Here is a 21,972-nt window from a genome sequence, read left to right as displayed (position 1 = left end):
TATAACGCAAGCCGGGGAATATAATTAACTTAACGTAAAGCTTTTGCTATCCTTGCGCCCCGATTAAACAGATAAGAGTCATTATGCAATCCTGGTATTTACTGTACTGCAAGCGCGGGCAACTTCAACGTGCCCAGGAACACCTCGAAAGACAGGCGGTGAATTGCCTGGCGCCGATGATCACCCTGGAAAAAATTGTGCGTGGCAAACGTACTGCAGTCAGTGAGCCATTGTTCCCCAACTACCTGTTTGTCGAATTTGATCCAGAAGTAATTCATACCACGACAATCAACGCGACCCGTGGCGTCAGCCATTTCGTGCGCTTTGGCGCGTTGCCTGCGATAGTCCCATCAGCGGTGATTCATCAGCTGTCGGTGTATAAACCGAAAGATATTATCGATCCGGCAACCCCTTATCCTGGTGATAAGGTGATTATTACCGAAGGCGCGTTCGAAGGTTTTCAGGCCATTTTCACCGAACCCGATGGTGAGGCTCGCTCCATGCTACTACTTCATCTTATCAATAAAGAGATTAAACACAGCGTGAAGAACACCGAGTTCCGCAAACTCTAAAACGCAATCCCAAACAGTGTTTTGACATTGGCATCCGTGGTGGCAGCCAGCCATACGGCATCCTCCCCACGCCAGTGCGCAATACGTTGCAAAATATGGGGCAGATAGGCAGGCTCGTTACGCCGGGATGATGGCTTCGGCGTGAGATCGCGCGGAAGCAAATATGGCGCATCAGTTTCGATCAGCAATTTCTCCACCGGAATCAACGGCAACAGTTCCCGCAGTTCCAGTCCGCGTCGTTCATCGCAAACCCAACCGGTAATACCAATATAAATCCCACGCGCCACGCACGCCTGCATCTCTTCGCGTGTGCCGGTAAAGCAATGAAGAACCGCGCCAGGTAGTTTATCCAGCCACGGCTCCAGCAATGTCATAAACCGCTCGTGGGCATCGCGACAGTGCATAAATACTGGCATGTTTAATTCTGCGGCAATACGTAGCTGGGCAACAAAAGCGCGTTCCTGCTCTTCCGGCGTCGAAAAGTTGCGGTTAAAGTCGAGGCCACATTCACCGATTGCCACCACTTCTGGCTGCGCGGCCAGCTCAATAATCGCTTCTTCAGTCGCAACTTGCCACTGGCTGCTGTCGTGAGGATGTACGCCCGCCGTTGACCAACAGGACGAATACTGACGCGCCAGCTTTTGCGCCTGCTGGCTTTCATGCAGGTTAGTGCCGGTGATGAGTAGCCCATCAACTCCCGCGTCAAAAGCGCGCGCTACAACATCATCACGGTCTTTCGCAAATTGCGAACTGGTCAAATTAACGCCGATATCAAACATCCTGCACTCCATATGACAACCGCCCTGACGGGCGGTTGAATTTATTCTTCAGTTTTTTCGCTTTCTGCTTCAGCGTCGTTTTCCTCTTCCCTATTTCGCCCTTTACCAACGTAAAAGCGTGAGAAGAAGACACCGATTTCAAACAAACAGTACATCGGGATCGCCAGCAGCGTTTGCGAGAAAATATCCGGCGGCGTCAGCAGCATCCCGACAACAAATGCGCCAACCAGCACATACGGACGTTTCTTGCGTAAGTCTTCTGGCGAGGTAATCCCCATCCAGCACAGCAGCACAATTGCTACCGGCACTTCGAAGGAGATACCAAACGCCATAAACAACGCCATAACGAAGCTTAAATAGCTGGCGATATCGGTGGATACCTGTACCCCTTCTGGCGCGGTATTGGCAAGGAAGCCAAATGCCAGCGGAAAGACCACGAAGTAGGCGAACGCCATGCCGATATAAAACAGCAGAGAACTGGAGACCAGCAGCGGCACCACCAGGCGACGTTCATGCTTATACAGCGCTGGGGCGATAAATGCCCACACCTGATAGAGAATCACCGGCGCTGACAGAATCAGCGACACCATAAAGGTCAGCTTGATCGGCGTAAAGAACGGCGAGGCCACGTCAGTGGCGATCATCGTTGAACCTTGCGGCAACTGCTTGATCAATGGCGCGGATACCAGGTGATAGATGTCATTGGCGAAATAGACCAGACACAGGAATATCACGATCACCGCGATAATGCAGTTCAGCAGACGCTTACGCAGCTCGATCAGATGCGTGATAAGCGGTTGAGTATCTTCTACAGACATGTTTACGGTTTATCACTCGACGAAGGGGAAGGTGCAGCGGTTTTCGGTTCAGCGTCCGCAGCAGATTTTACCACCGGCTCTGGCGTGGTTTCAGGCTTCTGTTCCGGCGAACTGGCCTGCGTTTCGGCAGCGGCAGGCGTTACGCCTTCATGCGCAGCTTCATTATCTTTCACCACCGGGTTATGGATGGTGTGCGCTTCATCGCTCGCCTTTTCAGGATCGTTTGCAACGTAGGAACGCTTCATCGACTCCGCGGCCTGACGTAGTTCCTCCATCGACGCTTTCAGTTCGGGCGTCAGGTTTGTGAGGCTCGCCTTTTCAACCTTTTTCAGACTGTCCTGAAACTCCTGGAGTTTTAACTCCTGGGTCAGTTCGTTCTGCACCGTTGTCGCCAGTGAACGCAACGCGCGAATCCAGCCCGCTACCGTTTTTACCGCCACAGGCAGTCGTTGCGGCCCCAGAACGACGAGACCGATGATAAACACCAGTAGCAGTTCGCTAAAACCGATATCAAACACGGATTACACCTGCTCTTTATCGTGGCGCTTCGCGTCTTCTGTTTTAGCCTGTTCCTGATTCGTGTCTGCCTGCTTGTCGGCAATAGTTTTCGCAGTAAAATCAGCATCCTGACTGGTTTTATCCTGCTTTGGTTCATCATCGCTCATTGCTTTTTTAAAGCCTTTGATCGACGCACCAAGATCGGAACCGATGGAGCCGAGCTTTTTGGTGCCAAAAAGCAGTACAACGATGACGGCAATAATCAATAACTGCCAAATACTGATACCACCCATACATGTTCCTCTGTGGTAGATGATGATTAAACAAAGCCGCATTATACGTTACACGGCCCGCCTTGAGCGATGAAAAAATCAGCGTGTTTTGCGCCAACCGACAAACCAGGCAATCAGACCACCTGCCATTAACCCGCCGGGCATCAGCCCCCATTCAGGTCGACTGACCAACAAGAATGTGCCACTTAATACTAACGTAGCGCCAATTCCGAGAAAATAACGCGATTGTCCCTGACGTACATGATTTGACTGAAGCTCGCGGGCAATCTTATCAACACTGTGCTGTAAAGACTTGCCCTGGCGCAAACTGTCGTAAACCAGTTCAGGCAGTTCTGGCATTTTTTCGACCCAGAACGGCGCTTTTTCTTTAAATGCTCTCACCAGTGCAGGAATGCCGACCTGATCTTTAATCCACGACTCAAGGAAAGGCTTCGCCGTTTTCCACAAATCGAGCTGCGGATAAAGCTGGCGTCCTACCCCTTCGATATAGAGCAAGGTTTTCTGGAGTAACACCAGTTGCGGCTGCACTTCCATATTGAAGCGACGCGCCGTATTAAACAGATTTAACAGCACATGTCCAAACGAAATTTCTGCCAGTGGTTTCTCAAAGATGGGTTCACAAACCGTACGAATGGCAAATTCGAACTCTTCGACGTTGGTATCTGGTGGCACCCAGCCTGAATCGACGTGCAGCTCTGCCACTTTGCGATAGTCGCGATTAAAGAAGGCGATAAAGTTTTCTGCCAGATAGCGTTTATCTTCCTTGTTTAGCGAGCCGACAATCCCACAATCAATGCCAATATATTTCGGGTTTTCCGGGTGTTCATAGCTTACGAAGATGTTGCCAGGGTGCATATCGGCATGGAAAAAGCTGTCGCGAAAGACCTGAGTGAAGAACACCTGCACGCCACGTTCTGCCAGCAATTTCATGTTGGTGCCATTTTTCTCCAGCGCCGCAACATCAGAAACCGGAATGCCGTAAATGCGCTCCATCACCATCATCCCCTCACTGCAATAGTCAGGGTAAACTTCCGGGATGTAGAGCATTGGGCTGTCTTCAAAATTACGTCGTAGCTGAATGGCGTTGGCTGATTCGCGCATCAAATTCAGCTCATCAATCAAGGTCTTTTCGTACTCACGCACCACTTCGGTTGGGCGCAGACGGCGACCATCCGGCAACAAACGCGGCACCCAGCGAGCCAGACGATAGATAAGTTTCAGATCGGCTTTAATGACCGGCAAAATATCCGGACGGATGACTTTAATCACCACCTCTTTACCATTCGATTTCAATCGCGCGGTATGAACCTGGGCAATAGAAGCAGAAGCCAGCGGCTTGATTTCAAAATCGTCAAACCACGCTTCTACCGGCAAGCCGCCCATTGCAGCTTCAATCTGCTGCTTCGCCAGCTTGCCATCAAACGGAGCGACTTTATCCTGCAATAACGCCAGCTGATCGGCAATATGCGGTGGAAAAAGGTCGCGGCGGGTTGATAACATCTGCCCGAACTTGATCCACACCGGCCCCAGTTCTTGCAGGGCCAGTCGTAGTCGCTCACCTAAAGGTTTGTCTTTATGCCGATTTGGCATCCAGAATAATGAGTATCGCCATAGCCGTAGCGGCAGGGTAATACGCATTTTGGGGATCAGTTCATCAAGTCCGTAGCTTAAAAAGGTGCGAATGATGAGATATAGGCGCCGTACTTCACCTGGCGTCATTTAGCCTCCAGTTTTTCCAGCCGTTTGGTCAGGGCATCAACAGCTCGTTCGACGGCAGCCGTCTCTTCCGCAAACCAGGCCACTTCAAGCGGACCGGGTGCCATACGCCACTCTTCAGTAATGGCTTCTGCCACATAACGTTGCTGGCGCTTAATGCCGTGATGCAGGAACTTCGCACCTCCACGCAGGGCCTTGCTGATACCTTCAGCGGCGATATCACCGGTATAAGGGGCCAGCAGTTCCGCAGGGTCGAATTCTGCCAGATCTGCCAGCGCAACGACGTTTTGCACCACCTGAATATCGCCCTGCACTTCCAGCTCACCGCTACGAATCAGTGCGGCAAGCTGCTGGCGATCGCGAGGTTTCGGCAACACACTGGCGTAGGCGATAACGGTGCAGTCAGCATAGCCTGCCCATTCGCCCAGCACATCGACCTGGCGTTCACTGAACACCAGAATCAATGACGTCGAAAAGCCTTTTACCTCCACACGCAAAACTTTACCCAGCAGACGCGAGCGGGCCGTTTTCAGCGCGGGTGAACGATACAGGAAGGTGTTGAGCAGACTTTCAATTCCTGCCGTCACTAAAGGCTTAAAAGGCATTTCCGGTCTCCTGTCAGAACTTATAACCACGATGCAGCGCCACAACCCCAGCCGTCAGATTGTAGTAGTCGACACTTTCGAAGCCGGCATCCTGCATCATAGCTTTCAGGGTATCCTGATCGGGATGCATACGGATGGATTCTGCCAGATAACGGTAGCTGTCGGCATCGTTCGCGACCAGTGAGCCAATACGCGGCAGCACATGGAAGGAGTATGCATCGTAGGCTTTGCTCAGCGGCTCGATAATTGGCTTCGAGAACTCAAGCACCAGCAGGCGACCGCCGGGTTTCAGCACGCGATACATTGAACGCAGTGCTTTATCTTTGTCGGTGACGTTACGCAGACCAAACGAAATGGTGATGCAATCAAAGGTGTTATCCGGGAACGGCAGCGCTTCAGCGTTCGCCTGAACATACTCAACATTGCCAATCACACCGATATTACGCAGCTTCTCGCGGCCCATTTTGAGCATGGATTCATTGATATCAGCAAGGACCACTTTGCCCGTTTCACCGACCAGGCGGGAGAATTTCGCCGTCAGATCGCCAGTACCACCGGCCAGATCCAGCACAGTCTGCCCGCGGCGTACACCGCTGCAATCAATCGTGAATCGCTTCCACAAACGATGAATGCCTAATGACATCAAATCATTCATGACATCGTATTTCGATGCCACGGAATGAAAAACGTGGGCGACCATATCCGCTTTTTGTTCCTTTGCGACGGTCTGAAAACCAAAGTGCGTCGTTTCTTGTGACTTATCCACCATCTCAATGCCTGCTCATCAAAAAATTGTTCCAGAAGTGTAACAGATTGGGCGTCGATGCCCTAGATTTCTACCCGGCTTAACTACCCCCTATGGGCTGGCGCGACTGCTGATTATATTCATCATCGCATGGATAAGCTTCATCATTCGGCTGCTCCGGAACCGACCGCAGTCGATACTCTTCATCCTGACTCACTGCCTGTTCAGCCAAATCAGGATTAATCTCGCGTTTAATTTCTACCCCTAAACCGCGAAATGCTTCTGCCTGCGCCAGCACATTTCCGCGACCTGAAGAGAGTTTTTTCATTGCCTGGCGATAATTATCCTGCGCTTTGTCAAGACTTTGACCGATCGCGGACATGTCATCGACGAACAAACGCATCTTGTCGTACAGCTTACTGGCGCGATCGGCGATTTGCTGAGCGTTGCGGCTTTGATGCTCATAACGCCACAAATTAGCAATAGTGCGCAGCGCCACCAGCAGCGTGGTCGGGCTAACCAACATGATATTGTTTTTCAACGCTTCGGTGATCAGCTCCGGTTGACGGTCAAGCGCCAGTAAAAAAGCGGGTTCAACGGGGATAAACATCAGTACATAGTCCAGGGTTCTCAGCCCCGGCAGCTGTTGATAATCTTTACGCCCCAGCAAGCGGATGTGATTACGCACCGACGCGATATGTTCCTGTAGCGCGCTTTCACGGGTGTAGTCGTCTTCGGCGTTAAAATAGCGTTCATAGGCGACCAACGTCATTTTGGCGTCGATCACCACATCTTTCCCCTGCGGCAGCCGCACAATGACATCCGGCTGCATCCGCGAGCGGGCGTCATTTTCGATGCTGACCTGAGTTTCATATTCATACCCTTCACGCAGACCGGAAGCCTCCAGCACCCGCGTCAATACCACCTCGCCCCAGTTACCCTGGGTTTTATTGTCGCCTTTCAGGGCGCGCGTCAGGTTGATCGCCTCCTGAGCCATTTGGGCATTGAGTTGTTGTAGATTACGAATTTCGTGGGTCAGGGTATGGCGTTCTTGTGCTTCTTTACCAAAGCTGTCCTGAACCTGACGGCGAAAACCGTCCAGTTGTTCACGTAGCGGCGACAGAAGACTGTTCAGACTCTGACGGTTTTGCTCATCAACCCGGCGATTGCTGTGCTCGAAAATACGGTTGGCAAGGTTTTCAAACTGCTCGCTCAAACGCTGCTCGCTGTTAATCATCTGGCGAATTTTATCGTCAGCATGTTGCTGTGCGGCTTCCATCCGCGTGGTCACTTCACGCAGATCTGCCTCCAGTGAGGTATTAATACTTTGCAGGCTGCGCACTTCGTTATTGAGTAACTCACACTCAGCGCGCCAGTGTTCGCTCTGGGTAATTTGTTGTTTTGCCGCACTTAACTCCGCGACCATCTCTTCACGTTCGGCTAATTGCTCGGCTTTTTGCTGCGCATGCTGGTAACTGGCAATCAGCCAGCCAATCGCCACGCTCACCAACGCAATAACTGCGTAAACCATGATTGAGATATCCACAACGCCTCCAGCCTCATTACTTACCCGCACAAAATAGAATTGTGCTGTACAAACGTCCAGTTTGAAAGAAGTTTCCTGCGAGGCGCTACGCAAAAATACAAAAGGCCGAACGCGTCGGCCTTCAGACAGGAGAAGAGAATTACAGCAGACGACGCGCAGCTTCCACCACGATTTTCACTGCATGGCTTTCGGTTTGTTTCATCGTCTCAGCATTCGGGATCTCTTGCTGGGTGCGGTTAACGATAACGCCCGCTACCATACCCGCTCGCAGGCCCTGGCTTGCACACATGGTCAGCAGAGTTGCAGATTCCATTTCATAGTTCATTACGCCCATCGCCTGCCACTCTTCCATAGAACCTTTAAAGTGACGGACTACGCGACCGGAATAAGTATCGTAACGTTCCTGGCCTGGGTAGAAGGTATCAGAAGACGCTGTCACACCTACGTGCGTGGTCGCGCCAATAGATTTCGCCGCTTCAACCAGCGCAGTTGTACATTCGAAATCAGCAACAGCCGGGAACTCCAGCGGTGCGAAGTGCAGGCTCGCGCCATCCAGACGAACAGACGCCGTGGTAACCAGGACATCGCCCACATTAATATGCGGCTGAATAGCGCCCGTTGTACCGATACGCAGGAAGGTACGAATGCCCAGCTGTGCCAGCTCTTCAACAGCAATAGAGGTAGACGGACCGCCGATACCCGTAGAGCAGACGATAACAGGTTTACCATCCAGCTCTGCACGCCAGGTGGTGAATTCGCGGTGAGATGCCAGCTTAACCGGCTTATCCATCAGCGCGGCGATCTTTTCCACACGATCCGGGTCGCCAGGGACGATGGCAAGCGTAGCCCCTTGTAAATCGTTTTTAGTGAGGCCGAGATGAAAAACATCAGACTTGGACATATACAACTCCTCTGTGAATCGGTTTAGTCAGAAGAAGCAAAAAGACACTTTACCGAAGGGTTTAACATTTTTTCGTGACGCTTATCACCATGGCGCAAATGCTTTGCATAAACTTACTCACCAAAAGTGATTCAAATCACATAAATCACACTTCATTCTGCATGCCTGCATAAAAGATGAGCCGATTCAGACAATGTGATTTGTTGCATGCTGACTATAGTTAACATTGCGCAACATTTTTATAAGGGTACGGAGAATGCCATGGCAACAACACAACAATCTGGATTTGCACCTGCTGCATCCCCTCTCGCTTCGACCATCGTTCAGACCCCGGACGACGCGATTGTGGCGGGCCTCACCTCTATCCCTTCACAAGGGGATAACATGCCTGCTTACCATGCCAGACCAAAGCAAAGCGATGGCCCACTGCCAGTGGTCATTGTAGTGCAGGAAATTTTTGGCGTGCATGAACACATTCGCGACATTTGTCGCCGTCTGGCGCTGGAGGGGTATCTGGCTATCGCGCCTGAACTTTACTTCCGCGAAGGCGATCCAAATGATTTCGCCGATATTCCCACGTTGCTCAGCGGTCTGGTAGCAAAAGTACCTGACTCGCAGGTGCTGGCCGATCTCGATCATGTCGCCAGCTGGGCGTCCCGTAACGGCGGCGATGTTCATCGTTTAATGATCACCGGATTTTGCTGGGGTGGACGTATTACCTGGCTGTATGCCGCGCATAATCCACAGCTAAAAGCCGCGGTGGCGTGGTACGGCAAGCTGACAGGCGATAAGTCGCTGAATTCACCGAAACAGCCTGTTGATATCGCAACCGATCTTAACGCGCCGGTTCTCGGCTTATATGGCGGCCAGGATAACAGCATTCCGCAGGAGAGCGTTGAAACGATGCGCCAGGCCCTGCGGGCAGCGAACGCAAAGGCAGAGATTATTGTCTACCCGGATGCCGGGCATGCATTCAACGCCGATTATCGCCCGAGCTATCATGCCGAATCAGCAAAAGATGGCTGGCAGCGTATGCTGGAATGGTTTAAGCAGTATGGTGGGAAGAAGTCGCTGTAATGAGAAAAGACCGGGTGGTATTACCACCCGGTTTGGATTTTATCCCCGACGCAAATTCTGCGCTGCCTGTACCATGTTCGCCAGTGCCGCGCGGGTTTCTGGCCAGCCACGCGTTTTCAGGCCGCAGTCCGGGTTAACCCACAAACGGTCTGCCGGAATGCGTTTTGCCGCTTTCTTCAGCAAGGCTTCAATCCATTCCACACTCGGTACGTTTGGCGAGTGAATGTCATAGACGCCTGGACCGATTTCATTCGGATAATCAAACTCTTCAAACGACTCCAGCAACTCCATGTCGGAACGCGAGGTTTCGATTGTGATGACGTCAGCATCCAGCGCCGCAATCGAATCCATGATGTCGTTGAACTCGCAATAACACATGTGGGTGTGGATTTGCGTGTCATCTTTCGCTACAGCGGCATTGATACGGAAGGCCTCTACGCCCCACTGGAGATAGGCATCCCAGTCGCTGCGACGTAGCGGTAAACCTTCGCGCAGTGCCGGTTCATCAATCTGGATGATGCCAATTCCAGCGGCTTCCAGGTCTGCCACTTCATCACGCAGCGCCAGCGCAATTTGTTTGGCGATGGTTTCACGGCTGACATCTTCACGCGGGAACGACCAGCAAAGAATCGTCACCGGGCCGGTCAGCATCCCTTTCACCGGTTTATCGGTCAGCGATTGCGCGAACGATGCCCACTCTACGGTAATCGGCGCCGGACGGCTAACGTCACCAATAACAATCGGCGGCTTCACGCAGCGGGAACCGTAGCTCTGTACCCAACCGTTTTGCGTAAAGACAAAACCGTCGAGGTGCTCGCCAAAGTATTCCACCATGTCGTTACGCTCGGCCTCGCCATGTACCAGCACATCCAGACCTAAACGTTCCTGCTCAACGATGGCCTGCTTGATATGTTCCGCAATACCCGTGCGGTAGTTGTTGGCGTCGAGATTGCCCTTTTTGAAATCCAAACGCAGGGTACGAATTTCCGTGGTTTGCGGGAAGGAACCAATCGTGGTGGTCGGCCAGGCTGGCAGTTTAAAACGCGCACGCTGGGCTTCAGCACGCACTTCATAGACATTCGCACGCTGACTGTCCTGGGCGGTGATCGCCGCCAGACGCTTTTCTACCGCCGGATTATGTACGCGGGTAGAGTGACGACGCGCCTGAATCGGAGCGCTCCACGCTACCAGAGCTGCCGTGTCACCGCTGTTCAGCGCATCGCGCAGCAGTGCCAGTTCATGGCATTTTTGCAGGGCGAAGGCAAACCAGCTTTTCACTTCCGCATCAAGACGCGTTTCCACGCTCAGGTCGATGGGGCTATGCAGCAGTGAGCAGGAAGATGCCACCCACAAATCACGTTTGCCGACAATGTCCTTAATTTGTGCATATTTCTCGCTGAGATCGGCACGCCAGACGTTACGACCATTGATAAGACCCACAGACAGCAGCCAGTCAGAAGGCAGACGCTTGTGCAGTTCGGTAACGTCATCTTTACCCTGTACAAGGTCCACATGCAGACCCTGAACAGGTAGCGCAGTAATCGTGTCGAGGTTTGGCGTTACGCCTTCAAAATAGGTGGTCAGCAGCAGTTTCACCTGGCCCTGGAGGGCATCGTAAGCGGGTTTGTAGGCGTCCAGCCACGCCTGCGGCAGCTCCAGTACCAGCGCGGGTTCGTCGATCTGTACCCATTCAATGCCGCGTTTTGCCAGTTCTGCCAGCACTTGCTGATAAACCGGCAGAATGTTGTTCAGCAGGCTCAGGCGGTCAAACTGTTCACCTTTCACTTTACCCAGCCACAGGTAGGTAACCGGCCCCAGCAGCACAGGCTTGACCTTGTGACCCAGCGCCAACGCCTCGTCCACTTCCTCCAGTAGCTGAGTCCAGGTCAATTTGAACTGTTGGCCTTTAACGAATTCCGGCACCATGTAGTGATAGTTGGTGTTAAACCATTTGGTCATTTCTGCCGCCGCCGCAGGTTCGCCAGTCGGCGCACGTCCACGACCAATACGGAACAGGGTGTCGATATCTACCGAACCATCTTTGTTCTGATGACGCGCCGGAACGTTACCCAGCAGCAGGCTGGTAGTCAGAACATGATCGTACCAGGCAAAATCACCCACCGGCAGCAGGTCGATACCCGCTTGCTTTTGTTGATCCCAGTGACGAGCACGCAATTCACGCCCTACTGCCAGCAGTTCTTCACGCGTGGAGTTCCCCGCCCAATAACTCTCTTGCGCTTTTTTCAGCTCGCGACGCAGGCCAACGCGAGGGAAACCGAGGGTGTGATTCAATATTGTCATTTTTCTTCCTCTAATTATATGTAAATCCTATGGATTTTGAATTTAGGGAAGGCGGCAAGTTTATTCATCCCAGGGAGCTTACTGAAGTAAGTGACCGGGGTGGAGAAACGCAGCCAACGCACCATAAATTTAAAAGACGAAGGATTTTAGCCGTCCAGATGTTTACACATCCATAATTGGCGGTTACTGTATATTCCTCAAGCGCAAATTATTCATGCCGAAGTGAAGGACTTTCATGATCGAAGTAAAACACCTGAAAACGCTACAAGCGTTGCGGAACTGTGGCTCGCTCGCAGCCGCTGCGGCGACGTTGCATCAGACGCAATCCGCCCTGTCTCACCAGTTTAGCGATCTGGAACAACGCCTTGGCTTCCGGCTATTTGTGCGTAAAAGCCAGCCGCTCCGCTTTACGCCACAGGGAGAAATCCTGTTGCAACTGGCAAACCAGGTGCTGCCACAAATCAGCCAGGCACTGCAAGCCTGCAATGAACCGCAGCAGACACGCCTGCGCATTGCCATTGAGTGCCATAGCTGTATTCAGTGGCTGACGCCCGCATTAGAAAATTTCCATAAGAACTGGCCGCAAGTCGAGATGGACTTTAAATCGGGCGTAACGTTTGACCCGCAGCCTGCGTTGCAACAGGGCGAGCTGGATCTGGTGATGACCTCCGATATTCTGCCGCGCAGTGGCCTGCATTATTCGCCGATGTTCGATTATGAAGTGCGTCTGGTATTAGCACCTGACCATCCACTGGCCACGAAAACGCGTATCACGCCGGAAGATCTCGCCAGCGAAACGCTGTTGATTTATCCGGTGCAGCGTAGCCGACTGGATGTCTGGCGGCATTTTCTTCAGCCAGCAGGCGTTAGCCCGTCGCTGAAAAGCGTCGATAACACCTTATTGTTGATTCAGATGGTTGCCGCACGGATGGGTATTGCCGCGCTGCCGCATTGGGTAGTAGAGAGTTTTGAACGCCAGGGTCTGGTGGTGACCAAAACCCTGGGCGAAGGTTTGTGGAGCCGACTGTACGCCGCGGTACGCGATGGCGAGCAGCGTCAGCCGATTACAGAAGCGTTTATTCGCTCAGCGCGCAATCACGCCTGCGATCATCTGCCGTTTGTGAAGAGCGCGGAGCGACCCACTTACGATGCACCCACAGTGAGGCAAGGATCACCAGCGCGCCTGTAATAAACGTTGGCCAGTGCGGCTGTTGGTGCCAGATAGCCAGGTTAACCAGCAGCCCAGCAGGAACGTGCATATTATTCATAATGCCCAGCGTTCCGGCATCCACCTGCGTCGCGCCGTAGTTCCACATAAAGTAGCCAATCCCGGAAGCCACCACGCCAAGAAATACCAGAATGCCCCATTGCAGCGTGGTTTGCGGCATTTTCTGCGCATTACCCAGCAATGACCATGCAATCACCGCCACCAGGAACGCGCCAAGATAGAACCACGCAAAGGCATTGCGCTGCGGCATCGGGCGAGTTTCCATCAGGCGTTTGTAACCCACCATGCCCATCGCAAAAGTGATATTGGAGAGTTGTACCAGCAGCAATCCAGTCCAGAAATGGTCGGTGACCTGATCATAGCGAATAATCCCGGCACCAATTACCGCCAACAAGGCGCTAAAGGCATAGCCCCAGCGCAAACGGCGTTTACTCATGATGTCATAAATCAGCGTGATGTAGAGCGGCGTCAGGACGGTGAACAGCAACAGTTCAGAGACCGTCAGGTAGAGATAGGCGCGGAAACTCAGCATATACATCACGCCGAGCTGCATCGCGCCCACCAGCATATACAGGCTGACCGTTTTCAGGCTATTGCCACGGGTACGCAGAAACGGCAGAAAAACGAGTGCCGCCAGGCCAACGCGCACCAGCACCGCAAAATAGCTATCGACGTGCCCCGCAAGGTACTCACCGTAAAAGCTAAAGGAGAAGGCCCACAGAATCGTGGTGATGATAAGTAGCGCCACAATGGAAAACTCTTTGATTAACGAGTCTCCATTGTAGCGAAGTATCAGGTTGACAACTGACCAAATAAAGAACGATTACGATAAATAGAGCTTACGCAGATAATGGGGCACCGCGTCTTCGGCATTAGTACCAATCACTTCCAGTTCCGGATGCAGATCTTTCAGGCGTTGATGCGCACTGCCCATAATGCAGCCTTTCCCCGCCATCGACAGCATTTCGGCGTCGTTCATCCCGTCGCCAAACGCAATGCAATCCTCCAGACGGTAGCCCAGTTTCTTCGCCACCGCTTCCAGGGCGTGGCCTTTTGAAACGCCGCCTGCCATCACTTCCAGACAGGTTAAGGTAGAGAAACTAACGTTGACGCGATCGCCCCAGCGAGCATTAATCGCCTGCTCCAGCGGCAGCAGTTGTTCATGGGAATCGCAGGTGAAGAACACTTTGCTGACGCCTTCCGGCTCCAGTAATCCTGGCTCATACAGCGCATATTTGAACACCGCTTCTTTAAAAAAGCGCATCTCTTCCGGACGGTGGCGATTCATAAACCATTCGTCCTCGCGATAAACGTTAGTAATGATGTCCGGATTGTCGTTAACTACGCCCAAAAGATCGCTGGCAATGTCGCGGTCCAGGTTATGAGCAAAAATCAGATTGCCATCCAGATCGTGAACGCGCGCACCATTGGAGGTAATCATGTAAGACTTAATCTCCAGATTATCGCGAATTTGCCCCACATCAATGTGGTGGCGACCGGTCGCAAACACAAAGTTGATGCCGCGTGCAGTGAGTTGCTTGAGGGTTTCTTTGGCATAAGGGGATAACGTATGGTCGGGAGAAAGTAACGTGCCATCTAAATCAGACGCAACAACCTGGTACATAAGAAATTTAAACCTCTATAGAGCGGTTTCCGCTGGGTGAGTTATGCCTGTTGAAAAAATCAACGATGGCGTGGAGCGCGACTGAGCGCATTGCGTCCTTTTCAAAAAGGATCTCATGATACGCACCTTTAATTACCAGCGGTCGCCCCCCTTCGACAGGATGACCCGCAGCGGTGCGGAGTTCACAAAAACGGTCGTGCATGCGGTTATCCACCACGCGTTCCTCTTCAGCCTGCAAGAGAAGCGTTGGCGTGGCATCATCACCTGCACCGGCTAACACCTGTTCGCCAGCCAGAAGACTTTCGCGTACCCAATGGTAGGTCGGCCCACCGACGCGAATCGTTGGGTCATCAGCATAGAAGCGTAAGTTACGTCGATATCGCTGTCTGCTGTGGGTCAATACGTTGATAGCAAACGGCAACGCGCGCCAGCGCCCGGTGCCTATTGCATAGCCATCACGGAAACGTGGATGCGCTTCGGCCCAGTTGAGGATCTGCCGTGCCATAAATGACGGCATGCGAATCACGATCCCAAACATTGGCGCAGTTAGCGCAATGGCGTCACATACACCTGGATGGCGTTGCAGAAATAATGTGGAGATCGCACCGCCCATCGAATGTGCCAATATATAGCGTTTACGCCACGGACCGGGCTGGACCTCCTGTTGCCAGAATGCCGCCAGATCATCAACATAATCATTAAAGCGATTAACATGCCCGAGATGCGGATCGGCTAACAGGCGACCGGAACGTCCCTGCCCGCGATGGTCGATGATTAAGACATCAACCCCCAAATGGAACAGGTCGTAGGCCAGTTCCGCATATTTTACGTAGCTCTCAATACGCCCCGGGCAGATGACCACCACCCGGTCATGGTGCTGTGCACGAAAACGGACAAAGCGCACTGGAATGTCATCCACACCGATAAATTCTGCTTCATCACGCTGACGCCAAAAGTCTGTCAGCGGTCCCATGGTAAAAGCAGCAAACGCGTTTTCTCTTGTTTCCCAGTCTTTTTGCTGCTGAAACATGGGGTAATCTGCCTCTTAAACCACGTAAAATCGTTTTTTTAAGCGTGCCTGACACAACGCTGCGACAGTAGCGTATTGTGGCACAAAAATAGACACACCGGGAGTTCATCATGACCTTAGATTGGTGGTTTGCCTACCTGCTGACATCGATCATTTTAAGCCTGTCGCCAGGTTCTGGCGCAATCAACACCATGACCACCTCGCTCAACCACGGTTATCGCGGCGCAGTGGCGTCTATTGCAGGGCTTCAAACCGGGCTGGCGATTCATATTGTGCTGGTTGGCGTGGGTTTGGGGACGCTATTTTCCCGCTCGGTTATTGCTTTTGACGTGTTGAAATGGGCGGGTGCGGCTTACCTGATTTGGCTGGGAATTCAGCAGTGGCGTGCCGCTGGTGCTATTGATCTCAAGTCTCTGGCTCATACTCAGTCGCGCCGCCATCTTTTTCAGCGGGCTGTGTTTGTGAATCTCACCAATCCCAAAAGTATTGTGTTTCTGGCAGCACTATTTCCGCAATTCATCATGCCGCAACAGCCGCAGCTGATGCAGTATATCGTGCTCGGCGTCACCACTATTGTGGTCGATATTATTGTGATGATCGGTTACGCCACTCTCGCCCAACGGATCGCATTATGGATTAAAGGGCCAAAACAGATGAAGGCATTGAATAAGATTTTCGGCTCGTTGTTTATGCTGGTGGGAGCGCTGTTGGCATCGGCGAGGCATGCGTGAAATAATGTCGGATGCGGCATAAACGCCTTATCCGACTTACTCTGATGACGCGCCTGGCGTCAACGCGAAATAATCAAATGAATGCCAAATCCGGCAAATAACGCCCCGGCAAAACCATCAATCCACTTCGCCAGACGTTGATAACCACGGCGCATTTTCGGCAGCGCAAACAGGCTGGCAACGACGGTAAACCACGCCAGCGTTTCGATAATAATCAACACGAAAATGCCCCAGCGCTCAGTGGTGCCGACGTTATCGCCAACAAACAGCGAGAATACAGAACCAAAGTAGATAATCGCTTTCGGGTTGGCGAGATTGGTCAGTAAGCCTTTCAGGAAACTACGCCCGCTTTTCGCCAGTTCCACCTGTGGCGCAGGTGCTGAAACAACCTCTTTTTTCAGCGCACCGCGCAGCATCTGGTAACCCATCCAGCAAAGATACAGGCCGCCGCCCACCATAATTAGCGTATGCAGCCAGGCCATTTTTTCGATAATCAAATGCAGACCAAGCAGCGCAATCCCTGCCCAAACTATTACCCCGCAGGTAATGCCCAACACACCCATCATCGCTTCTTTACGGGAACGACTAACAGCAGTCTGAGAGACAAAAAAGAAATCGGGACCGGGGCTCACAGTTGCCACAATGTGCACCATGGCAACTGTGAGGAATAACATCAACATACATTTGACTCGCGGGGGAAACGTTTACGGAGTCTTCATCCTGGCACTTTTTTATGCCGCTGACTACTCTTCGTCGTCGCCATCGACATGCGCACGAATCAGCGCCATAAACGGTTTGCCAAAGCGTTCCAGCTTGCGCATCCCAACGCCGTTAACGCTGAGCATTTCGCTGGCGGTGATCGGCATCTGCTCTGCCATCTCAATCAAGGTTGCGTCGTTAAACACCACGTACGGCGGGACATTGCTTTCATCGGCAATAGATTTACGCAGTTTGCGTAATTTGGCGAACAGTTTGCGATCGTAATTGCCGCCGAAGGATTTCTGCATCGCTTTCGGTTTGAGCGCCACAATACGCGGTACGGCAAGTTGTAAAGAGGATTCGCCGCGCAGCACCGGGCGTGCGGCTTCCATAAGCTGCAACGCAGAATGTTGGGCAATATTTTGCGTCACCAGGCCGAGGTGAATCAGCTGGCGGATCACGCTCACCCAATGTTCATGGCTTTTATCACGGCCCATGCCATAGACTTTCAGTTTGTCATGACCATAGTCGCGGATACGCTGATTATTAGCACCACGAATCACTTCCACCACATAGCCCATCCCAAAACGCTGATTCACACGACCAATGGTGGAAAGCGCAATCTGTGCATCGGTTGAACCATCGTACTGTTTCGGCGGATCGAGGCAGATATCGCAGTTCCCGCATGGCTCCTGACGCCCTTCGCCAAAGTAGTTCAGCAGCACCAGACGACGACAGGTTTGCGCCTCAGCAAACGCGCCCATCGCATTGAGTTTATGACGCTCAATATCCTGCAACTGCCCTTGCGGCTTCTCTTCCAGACAACGGCGCAGCCACGCCATATCAGCCGGGTCGTAAAACAGCATCGCTTCCGCTGGCAGACCATCACGCCCGGCGCGACCGGTTTCCTGATAATAGGATTCGATATTGCGCGGAATATCAAAGTGGACCACGAAGCGGACGTTCGGCTTGTTGATGCCCATGCCGAACGCCACGGTCGCCACCACAATTTGCAGATCATCGCGCTGGAATTTCTCCTGCACGTCTGCACGGACATCGTTTTCCAGTCCGGCGTGATAAGCCGCTGCGCTAATCCCCTTGCTTTGCAGGCGTGCGGCGGTGTCTTCTACTTTCGCACGACTGTTGCAGTAGATAATGCCGGACTTTCCCCGCTGTTCCTGTACATAACGCATCAACTGATCGAGTGGTTTGAATTTCTCCATCAACATGTAGCGAATATTCGGGCGATCAAAACTGCTGATTTGAATCAGCGGATCGTTCAGCCCCAACAAGCGCACGATATCCTGGCGCGTAGTATCGTCAGCGGTGGCGGTCAGTGCCATAAACGGCAGCGTCGGAAAACGCTGCCGCAGCTGACCGAGCGCGGCGTATTCCGGGCGGAAATCGTGGCCCCACTGGGAGATACAGTGCGCCTCATCAACGGCTAATAACACCGGATCCCAGTGCGCCAGATGCTCAAGAAAGTTATCCAGCATCAGGCGTTCCGGGGCGATATACAGCAGACGGATTTGCCCGGTGCGACAGCCAGTCATCACTTCAAGCTGCTGCTCGCGGGTTTGCGTCGAGTTAAGACACGCTGCCGCCACGCCATTGGCCTGTAGTTGATCCACTTGATCTTTCATCAATGAAATCAGCGGTGAAACAACCACAGTAAGGCCGTTTAGCAACAAGGCAGGGATTTGATAGCAAAGGGATTTTCCACCACCAGTGGGCATGACGACCAGGCAATCGCGACCGGAAAGAACGGTGTCGATAATCTCTTCCTGGCCGGGGCGAAACTGTTGGTAGCCAAAGGTTTCTTGTAAAACCTGTTTAGCTCCGGACTCCAGATTCAACACTTCCGCCTGCGCCACATTCACCCCGATTGCCTGAAATAAAAACAGGCGCTATTTTCAGCGCCTGTGCGAGAAACTGCAATGCTTTTAGTTTCTGAGAGGGTAATACTGGATGCCGGATTCCAGATTTACCAACCACTCAACCGATCATCAAAACAAGTCGTTCAGCATAACGCCCACACCAACGCGGGTCTGGTTAAAGTTATAGTCAATGAGCGATTCGCCGTAACCGCTGTAGACCTGGGTATAAAGACGCACATGTTTGGTGATCGGGTAACTTAAGCCTAACTCCGCACCACCGTAACCGGTGTTCCAGTTGTACTGTCCTTTCGCACTGAGCACCGCATCACCGAGGTGATAGCCGATTTTAAGCTGGTAGTAACCCATATATTTGGTGATATCCGGGTTATCGTCCGTATTACCGATGACATACCACGGCTTCACTTCTACCAACCAGTTACCGTTTTCTGCCATCAGGCGAGTATAAAGGCGATTCCAGCTGCGGGAGGTCGGGTCTGAACGCCCGTTAGAGTCGTGGTTATAACCCATCTCCACATCGCGCAGCGTCCAGCCTGCAAAACGGTAATCGGTGGCAAAACCGAGGAACAATTGCGGTTCGTAGTTGGTTTCACGAAACGGTGAAGACTCTTCGCTATTGGACAGTTGCCACCAGGATTTTTGCGTGTAAGAAGCCCCCAACACCGAGTTCGGCCCCAAAATTCCACGCCACAGCGGAAATGCGAGGCTCAACTGGAACTTAACTTCATCCTTACGCGCATTTTCCGACCAGTTATAACTGCTAATCGCTTCTTTATTCAGGTCGCTGGTATCGGTGTAGATGATGTAGTTGGTGTCATAAGGATAGAGCGTGAAAGGATTGTCATGCTCCTGCAGCATATTCGCGATAATACTGCCGCGCACCGCAGGCGCGTCATGCACCTCTTTCACCGTTGCCTCTTGCGCATATACAGCCATTGGCAACATAAATACCGGCAACAACCAGCCCTGCAGAGTCCGCATCGTGTTCTCCGTAACGAATTATTGAAGATATGAACATTTTATGCGGACTATTCTACATACTTACCTTGAAGGACGTTAGTTATCCCGTCTTAAAGTAGAAAACCACAATTAAGAAGTGTAAGGATGATAGGTCTGCCGTACTGACCGCTGAACAAGCCCTGAAATTAGTGGGTGAGATGTTTGTCTATCACATGCCATTTAACCGCGCATTGGGGATGGCGCTGGAGCGTTACGCAAAAGAGTTCGCACAGTTGGCCTTTAAAAATCAGCCAATGATGGTGGGTCGCCGTCGCCCGCGTTGAATTACACAATGAAGAACAGCTTTATATTGCCAGCGTCACCTATATGGTAGGTTGAAAACGTAAAAACAGGTAAACTGCTGAGACTAATGACAAACGCAAAATTGCCTGATGCGCTACGCTTATCAGGCCTACCCGCGAAATGCAATATATTGAATTTGCATTCTTTTGTAGGCCGGATAAGGCGTTCACGCCGCATCTGGCATGAACAAAGCACACTTTGTCAGCAATCTGAGCAGTTCAGCTGCTATTAACAACAAAAATGAGTTTTCCAATGGATGCAAAACAAACGCGGCAGGGCGTGTTACTCGCTCTTGCCGCTTATTTTATTTGGGGTATTGCGCCAGCATACTTCAAGCTGATTTACTACGTGCCCGCCGATGAGATCCTGACGCATCGCGTGATCTGGTCGTTTTTCTTTATGGTAGTGCTGATGAGCATCTGCCGCCAGTGGTCCTATTTAAAAACGCTGATTAAGACGCCACAGAAAATTTTTATGCTGGCAGTCTCTGCCGTGCTGATTGGCGGCAACTGGCTACTGTTTATCTGGGCGGTGAACAATCACCATATGCTGGAAGCGAGCCTCGGGTACTTTATTAACCCGCTGGTGAACATTGTGCTGGGGATGATTTTCCTCGGCGAGCGATTCCGCAGGATGCAATGGCTGGCGGTGATTCTGGCGATATGCGGCGTGTTGGTCCAGCTCTGGACTTTTGGTTCACTGCCGATCATCGCGCTAGGGCTGGCGTTTAGTTTTGCCTTCTACGGCCTGGTACGCAAGAAGATTGCCGTTGAAGCGCAAACTGGCATGTTAATCGAAACTATGTGGTTGCTGCCCGTGGCGGCGATTTACCTGTTTGCTATTGCCGACAGCTCAACCAGCCATATGGGGCAAAACCCGATGTCGCTGAATTTACTGCTGATTGCCGCTGGTATTGTCACTACCGTACCGCTGTTGTGTTTTACTGCAGCTGCGACACGCCTGCGTCTCTCAACGTTAGGCTTTTTCCAGTACATTGGCCCGACGCTGATGTTCCTGCTGGCAGTGACGTTTTATGGTGAAATACCGGGTGCCGATAAGATGGTGACTTTCGCCTTTATCTGGGTGGCACTGGCAATTTTTGTGATGGATGCGATTTATACGCAGCGTAGAAAAAGTTAAGCATTAACATGGGTAGGCCATTTAAAGAGCCTACCCACTGACTTATCTATCTTTTTTTTAAAAAAATTAAGATAAGAAAAAGAACAATATTTGTTACAGGAAATATCCCCGAAACGCCCCAGTACTTACTCCATCCTAGAGACATTGTATATCTACCAAGGATTTGACAAAACCCAAAACTTAACCCTGCACCTATACTTCTTAAATTTAATGTCGTAGTCAGGCTTAAAATAAATAGAACAAGGATGGTAATAACCCACCACAATAACCACGCCTTAACAAAATCAGATTTTTTGCTGTAAGGTTCTTTACCCAAGAACAACTGCCAAAAATTACTATTTTCCATACAGAATACATTCGTCAGAGAAATTATTTATAAAATAAAATACATTTTAATTATATTTAATTAAAAGTAAGCGTACAGCCTGAACCGTCTGGTCAGAATCTGACGAATTAGACAAAGTGGTGTCCA

The 21,972-nt window shown here is 51.6% G+C and carries 22 protein-coding genes and 1 pseudogene; 6 read left to right on the top strand and 17 right to left on the bottom strand.

Annotation, left to right across the window (positions count from 1 at the left end; translation table 11 throughout):
- Positions 1-83: 83 nt before the first annotated feature.
- Entirely contained in the window at positions 84-572 is a 489-nt protein-coding gene (rfaH, locus tag A7090_RS08740) for a transcription/translation regulatory transformer protein RfaH (RefSeq protein WP_105273716.1), read from the top strand.
- Here the strand turns inward: rfaH and tatD are convergent.
- From tatD to udp, 9 genes are all read right to left on the bottom strand, one after another.
- Positions 569-1,351, bottom strand: coding sequence for a 3'-5' ssDNA/RNA exonuclease TatD (gene tatD / locus A7090_RS08735; RefSeq protein ID WP_105273715.1), 783 nt, complete (start codon positions 1,349-1,351; stop codon positions 569-571). The two genes, rfaH and tatD, sit on opposite strands and share 4 nt — an antisense overlap.
- Positions 1,352-1,392: 41 nt before the next feature.
- The gene (gene tatC / locus A7090_RS08730; protein WP_105273714.1) at positions 1,393-2,169 is read right to left on the bottom strand and encodes a Sec-independent protein translocase subunit TatC; all 777 of its coding nucleotides are present in this window, start codon (positions 2,167-2,169) and stop codon (positions 1,393-1,395) included.
- A 2-nt stretch (positions 2,170-2,171) separates the two neighbouring features.
- Positions 2,172-2,687, bottom strand: a complete 516-nt coding sequence (gene tatB / locus A7090_RS08725) for a Sec-independent protein translocase protein TatB (RefSeq protein WP_105273713.1) — start codon at positions 2,685-2,687, stop codon at positions 2,172-2,174.
- A gap of 3 nt (positions 2,688-2,690) precedes the next feature.
- On the bottom strand, positions 2,691-2,960 hold the full coding sequence (gene tatA, locus A7090_RS08720) for a Sec-independent protein translocase subunit TatA (protein ID WP_001295260.1): 270 nt from the start codon (positions 2,958-2,960) through the stop codon (positions 2,691-2,693).
- A 78-nt stretch (positions 2,961-3,038) separates the two neighbouring features.
- Positions 3,039-4,679, bottom strand: coding sequence for a ubiquinone biosynthesis regulatory protein kinase UbiB (gene ubiB / locus A7090_RS08715; protein WP_105273712.1), 1,641 nt, complete (start codon positions 4,677-4,679; stop codon positions 3,039-3,041).
- The gene (gene ubiJ, locus A7090_RS08710) at positions 4,676-5,281 is read right to left on the bottom strand and encodes a ubiquinone biosynthesis protein UbiJ (RefSeq protein ID WP_105273711.1); all 606 of its coding nucleotides are present in this window, start codon (positions 5,279-5,281) and stop codon (positions 4,676-4,678) included. The genes ubiB and ubiJ overlap by 4 nt, the downstream gene beginning before the upstream one ends.
- A gap of 13 nt (positions 5,282-5,294) precedes the next feature.
- Positions 5,295-6,050, bottom strand: coding sequence for a bifunctional demethylmenaquinone methyltransferase/2-methoxy-6-polyprenyl-1,4-benzoquinol methylase UbiE (gene ubiE, locus A7090_RS08705; RefSeq protein ID WP_105273710.1), 756 nt, complete (start codon positions 6,048-6,050; stop codon positions 5,295-5,297).
- A gap of 76 nt (positions 6,051-6,126) precedes the next feature.
- A complete protein-coding gene (gene rmuC / locus A7090_RS08700) occupies positions 6,127-7,572 on the bottom strand; it encodes a DNA recombination protein RmuC (protein ID WP_105273709.1) in 1,446 nt (481 codons plus the stop codon).
- A 139-nt stretch (positions 7,573-7,711) separates the two neighbouring features.
- On the bottom strand, positions 7,712-8,473 hold the full coding sequence (udp, locus tag A7090_RS08695) for a uridine phosphorylase (protein ID WP_000045177.1): 762 nt from the start codon (positions 8,471-8,473) through the stop codon (positions 7,712-7,714).
- A gap of 261 nt (positions 8,474-8,734) precedes the next feature.
- On the opposite strand from udp, the gene A7090_RS08690 reads away from it, so the two are divergent.
- Entirely contained in the window at positions 8,735-9,550 is an 816-nt protein-coding gene (locus tag A7090_RS08690; protein WP_105273708.1) for a dienelactone hydrolase family protein, read from the top strand.
- A 39-nt stretch (positions 9,551-9,589) separates the two neighbouring features.
- Here A7090_RS08690 and metE read toward each other — a convergent pair whose 3' ends face one another.
- Positions 9,590-11,851 (bottom strand): 5-methyltetrahydropteroyltriglutamate--homocysteine S-methyltransferase, encoded by a 2,262-nt coding sequence (gene metE, locus A7090_RS08685; RefSeq protein WP_105273707.1) that lies wholly within the window; start codon positions 11,849-11,851, stop codon positions 9,590-9,592.
- 235 nt (positions 11,852-12,086) lie between these two features.
- Between metE and metR the strand changes: the two genes are divergently transcribed.
- Entirely contained in the window at positions 12,087-13,040 is a 954-nt protein-coding gene (gene metR, locus A7090_RS08680) for an HTH-type transcriptional regulator MetR (RefSeq protein WP_105273706.1), read from the top strand.
- Here the strand turns inward: metR and bioP are convergent.
- The 3 genes from bioP to pldB form a co-directional block, all read right to left on the bottom strand.
- Positions 12,928-13,827, bottom strand: coding sequence for a biotin transporter (bioP, locus tag A7090_RS08675; protein WP_105273705.1), 900 nt, complete (start codon positions 13,825-13,827; stop codon positions 12,928-12,930). The genes metR and bioP overlap by 113 nt on opposite strands.
- Before the next feature lie 75 nt (positions 13,828-13,902).
- Positions 13,903-14,703 (bottom strand): sugar/pyridoxal phosphate phosphatase YigL, encoded by an 801-nt coding sequence (gene yigL / locus A7090_RS08670; protein WP_105273704.1) that lies wholly within the window; start codon positions 14,701-14,703, stop codon positions 13,903-13,905.
- A 7-nt stretch (positions 14,704-14,710) separates the two neighbouring features.
- Positions 14,711-15,733, bottom strand: coding sequence for a lysophospholipase L2 (gene pldB / locus A7090_RS08665; protein WP_105273703.1), 1,023 nt, complete (start codon positions 15,731-15,733; stop codon positions 14,711-14,713).
- Positions 15,734-15,843: 110 nt separating this feature from the next.
- Between pldB and rhtB the strand changes: the two genes are divergently transcribed.
- The gene (rhtB, locus tag A7090_RS08660) at positions 15,844-16,464 is read left to right on the top strand and encodes a homoserine/homoserine lactone efflux protein (RefSeq protein ID WP_105273702.1); all 621 of its coding nucleotides are present in this window, start codon (positions 15,844-15,846) and stop codon (positions 16,462-16,464) included.
- Between the two features lie 59 nt (positions 16,465-16,523).
- Here rhtB and rhtC read toward each other — a convergent pair whose 3' ends face one another.
- From rhtC to pldA, 3 genes are all read right to left on the bottom strand, one after another.
- Complete coding sequence (rhtC, locus tag A7090_RS08655) at positions 16,524-17,144, bottom strand: threonine export protein RhtC (RefSeq protein ID WP_105273701.1); 621 nt, start codon at positions 17,142-17,144, stop codon at positions 16,524-16,526.
- A 63-nt stretch (positions 17,145-17,207) separates the two neighbouring features.
- Positions 17,208-19,037 (bottom strand): ATP-dependent DNA helicase RecQ, encoded by a 1,830-nt coding sequence (gene recQ / locus A7090_RS08650; RefSeq protein ID WP_105273726.1) that lies wholly within the window; start codon positions 19,035-19,037, stop codon positions 17,208-17,210.
- Positions 19,038-19,169: 132 nt separating this feature from the next.
- Complete coding sequence (pldA, locus tag A7090_RS08645) at positions 19,170-20,039, bottom strand: phospholipase A (RefSeq protein WP_105273700.1); 870 nt, start codon at positions 20,037-20,039, stop codon at positions 19,170-19,172.
- Between the two features lie 176 nt (positions 20,040-20,215).
- Here pldA and A7090_RS27235 point away from each other — a divergent pair.
- Both A7090_RS27235 and rarD read left to right on the top strand, forming a co-directional pair.
- Positions 20,216-20,323: pseudogene (locus A7090_RS27235) on the top strand (thioesterase family protein); the annotation flags it as partial.
- Between the two features lie 289 nt (positions 20,324-20,612).
- Entirely contained in the window at positions 20,613-21,500 is an 888-nt protein-coding gene (rarD, locus tag A7090_RS08635; protein WP_105273699.1) for an EamA family transporter RarD, read from the top strand.
- Positions 21,501-21,546: 46 nt separating this feature from the next.
- Here rarD and A7090_RS08630 read toward each other — a convergent pair whose 3' ends face one another.
- Positions 21,547-21,846 (bottom strand): hypothetical protein, encoded by a 300-nt coding sequence (locus A7090_RS08630; RefSeq protein WP_105273698.1) that lies wholly within the window; start codon positions 21,844-21,846, stop codon positions 21,547-21,549.
- Positions 21,847-21,972: the final 126 nt, after the last annotated feature.

Origin of the sequence: Escherichia sp. MOD1-EC7003, assembly GCF_002965065.1 — a bacterium.
Taxonomy (GTDB): Bacteria; Pseudomonadota; Gammaproteobacteria; order Enterobacterales; family Enterobacteriaceae; genus Escherichia.
This window is presented reverse-complemented; position numbering and strand designations above follow the sequence as displayed.